At 69.9% G+C, this 12461-nt stretch carries 6 protein-coding genes and 3 pseudogenes; 4 read left to right on the top strand and 5 right to left on the bottom strand.

The features are described 5' to 3' along the window. The first annotated feature begins 529 nt into the window (after positions 1-529). Positions 530-1738, top strand: coding sequence for a S8 family peptidase (locus tag HJD23_RS27390; protein ID WP_171116503.1), 1209 nt, complete (start codon positions 530-532; stop codon positions 1736-1738). Positions 1739-1989: 251 nt separating this feature from the next. On the opposite strand, the pseudogene HJD23_RS27385 reads toward HJD23_RS27390, so the two are convergent. Next, positions 1990-3462, bottom strand: a pseudogene (locus HJD23_RS27385) (von Willebrand factor type A domain-containing protein). A gap of 175 nt (positions 3463-3637) precedes the next feature. Here HJD23_RS27385 and HJD23_RS27380 point away from each other — a divergent pair. The 3 genes and pseudogenes from HJD23_RS27380 to HJD23_RS27370 all read left to right on the top strand — a co-directional run bounded on the left by HJD23_RS27380 (position 3638) and on the right by HJD23_RS27370 (position 6110). Further along, on the top strand, positions 3638-3853 hold the full coding sequence (locus HJD23_RS27380) for a hypothetical protein (protein WP_171116504.1): 216 nt from the start codon (positions 3638-3640) through the stop codon (positions 3851-3853). A 642-nt stretch (positions 3854-4495) separates the two neighbouring features. Next, complete coding sequence (locus HJD23_RS27375) at positions 4496-4987, top strand: hypothetical protein (protein ID WP_171116506.1); 492 nt, start codon at positions 4496-4498, stop codon at positions 4985-4987. A 120-nt stretch (positions 4988-5107) separates the two neighbouring features. After that, positions 5108-6110, top strand: a pseudogene (locus HJD23_RS27370) (IS481 family transposase). A 110-nt stretch (positions 6111-6220) separates the two neighbouring features. Here HJD23_RS27370 and HJD23_RS27365 read toward each other — a convergent pair. The 4 genes and pseudogenes from HJD23_RS27365 to iolB form a co-directional block, all read right to left on the bottom strand. After that, a pseudogene (locus HJD23_RS27365) lies at positions 6221-7593 on the bottom strand (IS1380 family transposase). Between the two features lie 655 nt (positions 7594-8248). Further along, a complete protein-coding gene (gene mmsA, locus HJD23_RS27360; protein WP_171116508.1) occupies positions 8249-9751 on the bottom strand; it encodes a CoA-acylating methylmalonate-semialdehyde dehydrogenase in 1503 nt (500 codons plus the stop codon). Between the two features lie 14 nt (positions 9752-9765). Then, positions 9766-11643 carry a 3D-(3,5/4)-trihydroxycyclohexane-1,2-dione acylhydrolase (decyclizing) gene (gene iolD, locus HJD23_RS27355; protein ID WP_171116510.1) on the bottom strand — a complete coding sequence of 626 codons (1878 nt, stop codon included), beginning with the start codon at positions 11641-11643 and terminating at the stop codon, positions 9766-9768. Then, positions 11640-12461 (bottom strand): 5-deoxy-glucuronate isomerase, encoded by an 822-nt coding sequence (gene iolB, locus HJD23_RS27350; RefSeq protein WP_171116512.1) that lies wholly within the window; start codon positions 12459-12461, stop codon positions 11640-11642. The genes iolD and iolB overlap by 4 nt, the downstream gene beginning before the upstream one ends.

The raw sequence follows: 12461 nt of genomic DNA, 5'->3' as shown, positions 1-12461 counted from the left end.
CGTCGCTGAACTCGCCCTCCACTCCGCGTGGCAGGACGGCCTGATTGCAGTCCCCGGGCTTCTGGACCTCGGCGCCCGTGTGACCTCGGAGACCAGCTCCGAGGGATGTCGGCGGGCAACCGACGGGAAGCCGACCGCGCCGGGCGGAGGCCGAGCGGCGGAACGACGGCGGCAGTGGTCTCCGTGAATCCGCAGCCCTGGAGTCGTCGTCACATGTCACGCGACCGGGTCGGGCCCCGGGTACGCAGCCGCGCGCGGTCATCACCTCTGGCACGGTGCCATGCATCCACTGTCGCGGAGCGCCTTGCACTGTCACCCGCCACTGGCGCACCCGGCACGTGGAGTGTGTTGACAGCGGACCCACGGTCGACGAAGTGCCGCGGCACAGAGGTCGCACGCAGATGGCAATCAATAGCCAAAAAGGTGAAAAGTACCAACACCGCACTTCGATGAAGAACCGTCTGGTCATCCTCGGATCAGCAGCATCAGCGAACACCGTCACGGGTCCACCCGAGGAAGGCTCTTCAGGATGCGAGAAACGTTCACCGTCCGGCGGCGGATCGTCGCGGCGATCGCCACGACGGCCGCGACGATCGCCATCGGGTGCGGTACCGCCCTGCCCGTCGAAGCAGCCCCGGCTGCCGGAAGGATTCTGCACGAGAACTCCCCCAACGCCGTCGACAACAGCTACATCGTCGTACTGAAGGAGTCCGCGGGATTCAAGGCAAACTCGACGCAGGGCGAACTACTGGCGGCCAAGTACGGCGCCACGGTGGACCGGACCTACGACGCAGCGCTCAATGGCTACGCCGTCCGTGTCGGCGCCTCCGGAGCGAGGAGTTTGGCAGAGGACCCGGCCGTCGAGTTCGTCGAGCAGGACCAGGAGGTCCGCCTCAACGCAACCCAGATCAACCCGCCATGGGGCCTGGACCGAATCGACCAGGCCCGCCTGCCACTGAGCCGGACGTACACCTATCCGAACACGGCGGGCAATTCCGCGACCGTGTACGTGATCGACACGGGAGTGCGCATCACACACACGGAGATCTCCGGGCGCGCCAGGTACGGCTACGACTTTGTCGACCGTGACGTCGTCGCCTCCGACGGCAACGGTCACGGCACGCACGTCGCCACCACGGTCGCCGGCAGGACGTACGGCGTGGCGAAACTCACCAGGATCGTGTCGGTCCGGGTGCTGAACAACAGTGGGGTCGGCACCCTGTCCAACGTCGTCGCGGGCGTCGACTGGGTCACTTCGCGCCGTGTCGGGCCCGCGGTCGCCAACATGTCGCTGGGCGCCAGCGCCAGCAGGGCGCTGGACACCGCAGTGAGGAACTCCATCGCCTCCGGTGTCACCTATGCGGTGGCCGCCGGCAACTCGAACGTGAATGCGGCCTACTTCTCACCCGCCCGGGTGGGGTCCGCCCTCACCGTGGGGGCCAGCACCTGGCTGGACACCAGATCGAGTTTCTCCAACTACGGTTCCGTGCTCGATATGTTCGCCCCCGGCTCGTGGATCACCGCCGGCTGGCACACCAGCGACACGGCGAGGGCCACGCTCTCCGGCACCTCGATGGCGGCCCCTCATGTCGCGGGAGCAGCGGCCGTCTACCTCACCTCGCACCCCACCGCTGGTCCGGGGACCGTACGCAGCGCTCTCGTCAGCGGGGCCACAACCGGAGCCCTGCGCAACGTCGGGCCGGGTTCACCCAACAGGCTCCTCAGACTCGTACCCTAGATGATCGCTTTGAATGGCTTTATGGTCAAAGGTGGTCAGTTGCCGTAGTGCTGGGTCGTCCGTGCCAGCCGGGCGTCCTGCCTGCGAACGCACCGTGGCCCAGCAGCGCACGGTGTGGTGCCCCAGTCCAAGCCGTCGGGCGGTCTTCGCGCAGGCTGCCGCGGACGTCTTCCGCATGGACCACTGCGTGAAGTGGATCTGCGGGTCGGTCGAGCGCAGAGCCTCAATGGGGCGGGGTCAGTGGGGCAGAATCACTTCAGGCGGCTCACCGTCCCGATCGCCTCAGCCAGCTGCCGTATGTCCTCGTGCTCCGTCCTGGTGGCCAGGTCGTCGGTGCGCTCGGTGGCGCGGAGGTCGTCGGCGAAGTAGGCGGCCATGGCCGTGACCTGGAGGCCTCGGCAGGCGGTCCAGAGGGAGTCGCCGAGGGCGCCGGTCTCCACGTCTCCGGACTCCTCGTGCGGGGCGCGGGTGCGGGGGTCGACCCAGCGGACGGTGGCGGTGGCGAGGTGGCCTTCGGCGCCCGGCCTGGTGCGCACGGCGTACAGGGTGGTGACGGTGTGGCCGGGCCCGACCTCGCCGCCGTCGACGCGGTCGTCGCGGAAATCGTCGTCGGCGACACGGCGGTTGTCGTAGCCGACGAGGCGGAACTCGGCGACCGTCTCCGGGTCGAAGGCGACCTGGGCCTTGGCGTCGCGGGCTGTCAGGTCGATGTGGCGCGGGAGTTGCTCGCAGAAGATCTCGCGGGCATCCTCGGTGCTCGACACGTACACCGTGTGACCGTCGCCTGTCGGCGAGGTGTTCCGTGAGGCGCCGCCAGTCGCTGCCGACGCCGACGAGGGTGATGCCGTGTTCACGGCGCTCCGTGACGATCCGCTCCAGGATCGCGTCCGGGTCGGTGTCGCCGGTGTTGGCGAGGGCGTCGGAGACCAGGACGACCCGGTTGGTGGCGCCCTCGCGGTGTCCTTCGACGGCGGTGGCGTAGCCGGTCTCGACGCCCGCACCGAGGTTGGTGGAGTCGGTGGGTTCCAGGCTGTCGACGGCCTGGTCGACCTCGTCGCGGTGGCCGTCGAGGCGAGTCTGGGCAGGATGGTCTCGGCCTCGTCGCCGAAGGTGACGATTGCGACGCAGTCGTCGTCGCGCAGTCGGTCCGTCATCACGGACAGGGACTCCTGCGCGAGGTCGAGGCGGCCCGGCTCGGCCATGGAGCCCGAGATGTCGATGACGAAGGTCAGGGCGGCGGGCGGGCGTTCGCCGGTCTGGCCGGCGGTCCGCGTGGCCAGTCCCACACGGATCAGGGACCAGTCCTCCTCGTCAGTGCGCGCGCCGTCCACGGTGACGGTGAAGCCGTCGCCGTCGGGGCGTTCGTAGTCCTGGCCGAAGCTGTTGACGAACTCCTCGGGGCGGACTCTCGACGGCTCGGGCAGCCGGCCCTCGGCGAGGGCTCGGCGGGCGTAGCCGTACGAGGCGGTGTCGACGTCGAGGGCAATGGTGGACAGGTGGTCGGGAGCGGCTTTCCAAGCGTCCTCGGCCTTCCCCTGCTCGCCCGTGCCCCGGCTGCGCTCGGGAGCGGGCAGCGGGACCGGGAAGCCCGAGTCGTGGTCGCCGCAGTCCGCGGCGGAGTGGGTGCCTTCCGTGTCGCTCGCGCCGCAGCCGGTGAGCAGCAGGCCGCCCGCCGCCGTGAGCGCGAGCAGCGTGCCGCGCAGCCGCCGCGTCCGGAAACACAGAACGTGGTTTGCCGCTGTTGCAGATCGCCAGCTTCCTGGTCGCCGCGGTGGTGAGCCTCGCCGTCGCCATGGTCAGCGTATTGAGTGGCATCGTTGCCTACGACCCGTTGCGCGAGGTGGCAACCAACTCCACTGCGAGCTCCGACGCGAGCCGCTTGCCGCACATTCATGGGGCGTGGTGCTGTTCTTCTCCGGTGTGGCCATGCTGCTGTGCATCACCCAGGCACCAAAGACACTGACCGGTATTTCCGCTGCGGCGCTTCCGGCGATTGCGGCACTGACGTGTTTCCAGCAACTGGTGCGTCAAATCACGTTGACCCGGGCGCCCCACAAGAACGCTCCTCGGCACCGATACGCCTCGCCCTCCTCGAAGTGGGCTGTCAGAATTTGACCCGGCACCCGGCCTCCCCGGGGGCGGCCCCGTCGGTTCAGCCCCGACTGCGAAATGTCCGCGCTCCGTACCGCGTGGAGCCCGGCGGTTCCGGTCGGGCAGTGCTTCCTCGTCAGGGTGGTCGCCATTGCCGTCCCGCTGTGGATCCTCCGATCACAGCGGGACGCGGAGCCGCTCTGGTCCAGCAGGCGCTGGACGACCGGGTGCTCGGTGCGCAGGTCCAGGACTCGCACCAGTGACAGGGGATACGACCGTCTCGTCGGCGAGTTTGACGGACAGGAGAGTGCGAGGCGTCGCGCGACGGCGTCGCCGATGATGAAGCTGTCACGGGCATCGGCCAGGCTTCGCCGGAGTGGAGATCGGCGATCCGCCGCCCTCCCGGCCGTGGTTGACGGCGGTGGCGTGGTCTCAGCCCCTGTCGGCACATGCCGACTCCGGGGCCGGGCGCCCATTTCGGGGCCACGAAAAGGCCGTAGGGAACACTCGTTCCCTACGCGAACACTCCGGATGCAATCGCCATGGTTCGCCACCCCTTCCGCGAAACAGAAATAACTACCAGCATGAATGGGCCGGGTCCGACCACCCTGGCACCTAGGGGGAAGTGCATCACCGCGCGAGCCAACGAATCACGGAGGGATCACCATGCATGGAGCCGTGAAGCAGGCAATGGAATGGCTGGCCGCCGCAGCGCCCAACCCACGGGCCTGCAAGCGGCAGTGGCGCGGAGAGTCCGGCATCGCGATGCTGGCTTGCGGACGGTTCTGGGACGTGCTGAGTGTCCCTGAGGAGTTGGGCGTGTTGACCCTCGACGCCGTGCTGTGTCTCACACCGTCGCCCGGTCCTGTGCTCGCGGACGCCGCCGCCCGCCGGGTGGGCTTCTTTCTGTCTCCTCATCCCCCAGGCAACTGGATCGGCTCGGACATTCGTTATCTGGGCAAGGGCGGGTGGATCACGGTGCCCGCGCCGCATCGGGCGGCAGGGCGTCTGCGCTGGCTGGTCCCACCCGACGGCACCGGAGCCCTGTTCGTACCCGCCGCCGTGGAACTGGCCATGCAGCAGGCCCTCGGCACCCTGGCCGCGCAGGCCGGCAGGCGGCGGTGCCCGATGTGCGGGACGGCCACCGCGAGGCCCTAGGTGTGCTGTCCGGGGACGTTGGTGACAGGCAACACGCCTTGAGTGGTCCTTGAATGAGGTGAGGGCCTCTGGGTTCGGTGTGGATTGCGAGATCTACAACCGGCTGCCAGGAGGCCCTCGTTGTTCCACCGTAACGCCCCGCTGACTGTGACCGGCAGGCTGCGTCTGGCTCGGTGTGTCGTGGAGGACGGCTGGCCGCTGCGCCGGGCCGCGGAACGCTTCCAGGTCAGCCACACCACCGCCGCCCGCTGGGCGGAGCGCTACCGCCGGCACGGGACAGCAGGCCTGCACGACCGCTCCAGCCAACCCACCATCAGCCCCACCGCACCCCGGCCGCGGTCGAGCAGCAGGTCGTCCGCCTGCAACGAAAGCACCGCATCGGACCGCTGCGGCTTGCCGCCCGATGCCGCATCACCGCCTCCACCGCCCACCGCATCCTGCACCGTCACGGCCTGGCCCGCCTTGCCCACCTGGACCGGGCCACCGGCGAACCCGTGCGCCGCTACGAACGCGACCGGTCCGGCGAGCTGGTCCACATCGACGTGAAGAAACTCGGCCGCATCCCCGACGGCGGCGGCCACAAGGTTCTCGGCCGCGCGGCCGGCCGCAAGAACCAGGCCCGCACCGGCCGCGGCTACCTCTACCTGCACACCGCCCTCGACGACCACTCCGCCTGGCCTGCACCGAGGACCTGCCCGACGAGAAAGCCGCCACCTGTGCCGCCTTCCTGCAACGCGCTGCCGCCTGGTTCGCCGCACGCGGCGTCGCCGTCGAGCGGGTCCTGACCGACAACGCCTGGGCCTACACCAAGAACACCTGGCGCGACACGTGCCGCGAGCTGGGCATCAGTCCCCGCTGGACCCGGCCCTGGCGGCCCCAGACCAACGGCAAGGTCGAGCGCTTCCACCGCACCCTGCTCGACGAATGGGCCTACCACCGGCCCTACACCTCATAGACCGAACGGCAGGCCGCGTTTCCCGACTGGCTGGACTGGTACAACTACCACCGACCCCACACCGGCATCCGCGGCCAAACCCCAGCCAGCCGCGTCACCAACCTGCCCGAACAGCACACCGCCTCCCCTTTTCGCTTCGCGTGGTTGAGCTGGTCGGAGATCGGGTGAAGTGGTGGTTTCGGTTGCTCGTGGCCGGGCGGGCATGGCCGGGGCCCGACGCGCGGGTCGGGTTCTCCAGGGTTCCTCGGGTCGTGGGTGGTCAGGGACAGTGCCGCGGTTCAGGTGGCCGGCCGTGGCAGGGCCGTGAGGCGGGCGAATGCGCTGGTCAGCTCGTTCCGCCAGGGCCAGGTTGTGGAGATCCGCAGGTGCAGGCGGCGAGCGCCGCGGGTGATGCGGGCAGCTGCGGGCAGCAGCCGGTAGCGGAGCTTCTTCGGCTCGGCGGTGGCCAGTTCGCCTTCCAGCCCCAGAGTGCGCATCCAGGCGAGCAGGTCGAGGGCGGTCAGGGACAACTCCAGCCAGGCGGTGTTGATGGCAAAGTGCCGCGAGGGGAAGCGACCGAAGCCGGTGCTCTTGCCGCAGCGGATGCGGTCCTCGACGCGGGCGTGCGCCCGGTGGCGTACTTCCAGGTGCTGCAATGAGCCTTCGCCGTACGGGGTGTCGGTGAGAAAGACCTGGTGGCGCATGCCCTCGTCGAGGTCGAACAGGGACAGTTGGGCGCCGGGATGCGGGCGCTCACGCCGCACGATGATCCGTGTGCCCTCGGGATAGCCGTCCAGGTCCACAAGGCCGGTCAGCTCGGCGACCTCCGCGCCGGTGCGCAGGGAGCCGTCCTGCTCCAGCGCGGGATGCCAGAGGTGTTCAGGCAAGGCACGGATCGCGCGGCAGAGCGGTTCGGTGACGGGACAACCAACCGAGAAGAACGTGTGGATGCCGTGCGAGCGCAGGCGGCGCAGGTGGGTCAGGAATGCCTTCGCGCCTCCGGCGCTGTCGGTGCGGATGAGGATGTCGGTGCCGTGGCGGTGGGCGTCGGGGATCTGGGCCAGGGCCTGCTCGAGGACGGCGATGTGATCGGCGGCGGTGTTGGCCCCGGCATTACCCGGCCGCAGCACTCCGGCCAGGGCTTCTCCGGTGTTGTCCAGGAAGCACAGCAGCGGGTGGTAGCCGAAACCGCGTTTATACGTGGCCGCCGCCTGCTCCTTCTCGGAGTGGCAGGTGACGAGTGTGGCGTCGATGTCCAGGACCAGGCCCGCAAGGTCGCGTCCGCCCGCGTGGGCCGCGGTGCCGCGAGGGCGGCAGGATCGATGCCGGCCAGCACCCGCCAGGCGGTCGGAGTGGAGGCCACCGGACCGAACACCTCGGCCTGATCGCGCAGTAGAGCCAGGTCCGTGATGGCCTCGCCGCCGTCGGCGGGCATCACCGCCAGATCCACCGCGATCCTGCCCGGGGCGTGCCCGGTGCCGCGTGGCCGCAGCCGGCGCAGCGCGTCGGTGAAGGATGCGGTCAGGCCGATGGCATCGGCGAGATCGGCCAGCAGGCGGGACCCAGCGTGGTTGACCACCCCGCGCCCGTCGGCCGAGATGACGAGCTTGGGGCGCGACCCGGTAATGTGCACCTTCCTGCTGGAACGACGGAGACCTTGGACAAGCCTCATCGTCCCAGTTCAGAAGGCACTTTCGCGTTCCCGCTCAAGATCCGGACACAGTGGCAAGTGAAACACGCAGGCTAGAGCCGCAGGTGTGGCCGACCCGGCTGACACCCGTATCCCCCGCCGAGGCTGTCACGGAGTGAATGCTCCAAGACGCGGGGCGTTCTGCAGAGGGGCCGCTTCAGCAGACGGGCGCCAGGACGGCTGGACGACTCAAGGGCGGTTCGGCCCCGCGTTTCCACCGGCCGAGGCGGCGTGGTACGTCCGGCGACGTCTCGCGTTGCCACCACGTCGCCGCAGTGACGGCCACCAGGGCAGTTCACTGTGTGTCCTGCCCACCGGGAACCGTCCGGCCGCTGTCCTGCCACTCCGTGACCAGGGCGGCGTAGAGGGGCGGGTCGTCCCGGAGCGTGCGGTGAGCCTCCGTGCCGCGCCTGTCGATCCGTGCTCGCCAGCAGACGATACGCGGCGCTGCCTGTGCACTCCGTGTTGGTCAACGCGCCCGCATCCCGGCATGTCCCGCATCGGCAGAGCGACATCACCGGTTCGGGGCCATACGGTTGTCGGACAGGAGCATCGGTCGCCTCGGGCCGTACAGCTGACCGCGGTGACGCTCGCTCCTCGTGTCTCCCACCGGCGTACAGGGCCGCCGCCGCCCGCCTCAGTGGTTGCGCGGGAAGCCCAGGTCCACACCCGCCGGGGCGTCGGCCGGGTCGGGCCAGCGGGTGGTGACGACCTTGCCGCGGGTGTAGAAGTGCGTGCCGTCGTTGCCGTAGATGTGGTGGTCGCCGAAGAGGGAGTCCTTCCAGCCGCCGAACGAGTGGTAGCCGACGGGGACCGGGATCGGGACGTTCACGCCGACCATGCCGGCCTCGACCTCCAGCTGGAAGCGGCGGGCGGCGCCGCCGTCCCGGGTGAAGATCGCGGTGCCGTTGCCGAACGGGGAGGCGTTGATCAGCGCGAGGCCCTCCTCGTAGGTCTCCGCGCGCAGCACGCACAGCACCGGGCCGAAGATCTCGTCCTGGTAGGCCTTCGCGCTGGTCGGCACCTTGTCGAGCAGGGAGATGCCGATCCAGTGGCCGTCCTCGAAGCCGTCGACGGTGTAACCGGTGCCGTCGAGCACGACCTCGCAACCCTCGGCCGCCGCGCCCTCGACGTAGGAGGCCACCTTGTCGCGGTGCACCTTGGTGATCAGCGGGCCCATCTCGGAGGCCGGGTCGTTGCCGGGGCCGATCTTGATCTTCTCGGCGCGCTCGCGGATCTTCTCCACCAGCTCGTCGCCGATCGCACCGACCGCCACCACGGCCGAGATGGCCATGCAGCGTTCGCCCGCCGAGCCGTAGGCCGCGCTCACGGCCGCGTCGGCCGCCGCGTCCAGGTCGGCGTCGGGCAGGACCAGCATGTGGTTCTTGGCGCCGCCGAGGGCCTGGACGCGCTTGCCGTTGGCGGAGGCGGTGGTGTGGATGTAGCGGGCGATCGGGGTCGAGCCGACGAAGGACACCGCCTTGACGTCGGGGTGCTCCAGGAGCCGGTCGACGGCCACCTTGTCGCCGTGCACGACGTTGAAGACGCCGTCCGGCAGGCCCGCCTCGGCCAGCAGCTCGGCGAGCTTCAGGGAAGCGGACGGGTCCTTCTCGCTCGGCTTCAGCACGAAGGTGTTGCCGCACGCGATGGCGAGCGGGAACATCCACATCGGGACCATCGCCGGGAAGTTGAACGGCGTGATGCCCGCGACGACGCCGAGCGGCTGGCGCAGCGCGGCCACGTCGACCCGGCTGGCGACCTGCGTCGACAGCTCGCCCTTGAGCTGCACGTTGATGCCGCAGGCCAGGTCGACGATCTCCAGGCCGCGCGCCACCTCACCGAGGGCGTCGGAGTGCACCTTGCCGTGCTCGGCGGTGATCAGCTCGGCGATCTCGTCGCGGTGCGCGTCCAGCAGGGCGCGGAAGCGGAACAGGATCGAGGTGCGCTGGGCCAGCGAGGACTGGCCCCAGGTCGTAAAGGCTTCCTTCGCCGCCGCTACTGCCGCGTCCACCTCGTCGACCGAGGCGAACGCGACCTTCGTGGTGACCGCGCCGGTCGCCGGGTCCGTGACCGGACCGAACGTGCCCGACGCGCCTTCGACGGTCTTACCGCCGATCCAGTGGTTGACGATCTTCGTCATGACCAGTTACTCCTTCACAGATGGCGGCGTCGGGTCGAGACGTGCCGTTCGTACAGCTCACGTGCCTTGACCGCGGACGGTCGCGTCGCGGTCTCGGCCACAGGAACATCCCACCAGGCCTGCGCTTCGGGCGCGCCCGACATTGTGTCTGCCGTTTCGGTCTCGACGTAGACACATGTGGGAAGGTCGGAGGCCCGCGCCTCGGCGAGTGCCGAGCGCAGGTCGGCCACGGTGCGGGCGCGCAGCACCCGCATGCCGAGGCTCTCGGCGTTGGCGGCCAGGTCCACGGGGAGCGGGGCGCCGGAGAACGTGCCGTCGCCCGCGCGGTAGCGGTAGGCGGTGCCGAAACGCTCCGCGCCGGTCTCCTCGGAGAGCCCGCCGATGGACGCGTACCCGTGGTTCTGCACCAGCAGCACCTTGATCGCGACGCCCTCCTGCACGGCGGTCACGATCTCCGTCGGCATCATCAGATAGGTGCCGTCGCCGACCAGTGCCCACACCGGCCGGTCCGGGGCGGCCAGCTTCACGCCGATCGCGGCCGGGATCTCGTAGCCCATGCAGGAGTAGCCGTACTCCAGGTGGTACTGGTCGAACGACCGGGCCCGCCACATCTTGTGCAGGTCACCGGGGAGCGACCCGGCCGCGTTGATGATGATGTCCGACTCGTCGGCCAGCGCGTCCAGGGCGCCCAGCACCTGTGGCTGCGTCGGGCGTAGGTCCGGCTCGGCGGCCTCGTAGGCGGCGTCGACGCGCTGCTCCCAGCGCTCCTTGTCCTCGGTGTACTCCGCCCGGTACGCGTCCGGCACTCGGTGGTCGTGCAGTTCCAGCGCCTCGGTCAGCTCCTCCAGGCCGCTGCGCGCGTCCGCGATCAGGGGCGATCCGGCGAGCTTGTGGCCGTCGTAGGCGGCGATGTTGAGGTTGAGGAAACGGACGTCCGGGCCCGCGAAGAGCGTGCCGGAAGCGGTGGTGAAGTCGGTGTAGCGGGTGCCCACACCGATCACCAGGTCGGCCGTGCGGGCCAGTTCGTCGGCGGTCGCGGTGCCGGTGTGGCCGATGCCGCCGACGTCCTGCGGGTGGTCGTACGGCAGTGAGCCCTTGCCGGCCTGGGTGGAGGCGACCGGGATGCCGGTGGCCTCGGCGAACTCGGCGAGGGCGCCCTCGGCGCGGCTGTGGTGGACACCGCCGCCGGCGATCAGCAGCGGCCGCCGGGCGGCCCTGATGGTGCTGACGGCTTCGGCGAGTTCGGTCGGATCGGCGCCCGGGCGGCGGACCACCCAGGTGCGCTCGGCGAAGAAGTCCTCCGGCCAGTCGTACGCCTCGGCCTGCACGTCCTGCGGCAGCGCGAGCGTGACCGCGCCCGTCTCCACCGGGTCGGTGAGCACGCGCATGGCCTGCAGCGCCGCCGGGATCAGGGCTTCCGGGCGGGTGACGCGGTCGAAGTACCGGGACACCGGGCGCAGGCTGTCGTTGACCGACACATCGCCCGCGTACGGCACTTCGAGCTGCTGGAGCACCGGGTCGGCGGGGCGGGTGGCGAAGATGTCGCCGGGCAGCAGCAGGACCGGGATGTGGTTGATGGTCGCGAGGGCGGCGCCGGTGACCAGGTTCGTCGCGCCGGGGCCGATGGAGGTGGTCACGGCGTGCGTGGACAGGCGGTTGGACTGGCGGGCGTAGCCGACCGCCGCGTGCACCATGGCCTGCTCGTTGCGGCCCTGGAGGTACGGCATGACGTCCGTGTACTCGACCAGCGCCTGGCCGATCCCGGCGACGTTGCCGTGGCCGAAGATGCCCCAGGTGGCGCCGATGAGCCGCTGCCGTATGCCGTCCCGCTCGGTGTACTGGGCGGAGAGGAAGCGTACGAGCGCCTGTGCGACCGTGAGCCTGGTGGTCATCGATAACCCCTTGTGGTTTCTACGTGGTCGGGGTGGAAGCAGATCCGCCACTCCCGGGTCTGACCCGGTCCCGCCATGACGTTCAGGTAGTACATGTCGTGGCCGGGCTGGGCGATGGACGGCCCGTGCCAGCCGTCGCGGACGAGGACGGTGTCGCCGGTGCGGACCTCGGCGAGCACATCGGCGCCGCCCTCGCGCGAGGGGGACACGCGCTGGTAGCCGAAGCCGTTCGGGCCGTCGATCTCGAAGTAGTAGATCTCCTCCAGCTCCGACTCCTCGCCCGGCCGGTGCTCGTCGTGCTTGTGCGGCGGGTACGAGGACCAGTTGCCGCCGGGGGTGATCACCTCGACGGCGATGAGCTTGTCGCACTCGAAGGCGTCGGCGGAGGCGAAGTTGCGGACGTGGCGGGTGCAGGTACCGCTGCCGCGCTGCTCGACGGGCACCTCCGGCGCGGGGCCGTAGCGGGCGGGGAGTCGTCGCTCGCACTTCGCTCCTGCCAGGGCGAAGCGGCCTCCCGCGCCGGAGGTGATCTGTGCCTGGGCGTCGCGGGGCACGTACGCGAAGTCGGAGACTCCGGCGAAGACGCTGTCCCGGCCCAGCAGTTCGAACTCCACATCGGCCACGTGCACGCTACAACCACCTTGCAGGGGCAGCACGATCCATTCGCTGTCCCCAGTGGTGAAGGTGTGCGTGCCGCCCGCCTCCAGCTCGACGATCCGCAGGCTGCTGTGGGTCCAGCCGGCCAGTTTGGGGGCGATGTCGAGCGCGTAGTTCGCGTCGGCGGTGGCGCCCTTCGGGACGTACAACTCGTTGCTCAT

The organism is Streptomyces sp. Z423-1, from assembly GCF_013009255.1.
Lineage (GTDB): Bacteria > Actinomycetota > Actinomycetes > Streptomycetales > Streptomycetaceae > Streptomyces > Streptomyces gossypiisoli.
The sequence above is the reverse complement of the archived record's forward strand: the minus strand, read 5'-3'. Positions and strand labels throughout refer to the sequence as shown.

Bases quoted from the DNA above. Each gene is read 5' to 3' on its own strand.
- HJD23_RS27390 (WP_171116503.1), top strand. From the start codon at position 530: ATGCGAGAAACGTTCACCGTCCGGCGGCGGATCGTCGCGGCGATCGCC.
- mmsA (WP_171116508.1), bottom strand. From the start codon at position 9,751: ATGACGAAGATCGTCAACCACTGGATCGGCGGTAAGACCGTCGAAGGC.
- HJD23_RS27375 (WP_171116506.1), top strand. From the start codon at position 4,496: ATGCATGGAGCCGTGAAGCAGGCAATGGAATGGCTGGCCGCCGCAGCG.
- iolD (WP_171116510.1), bottom strand. From the start codon at position 11,643: ATGACCACCAGGCTCACGGTCGCACAGGCGCTCGTACGCTTCCTCTCC.
- iolB (WP_171116512.1), bottom strand. From the start codon at position 12,461: ATGAGCAACGAGTTGTACGTCCCGAAGGGCGCCACCGCCGACGCGAAC.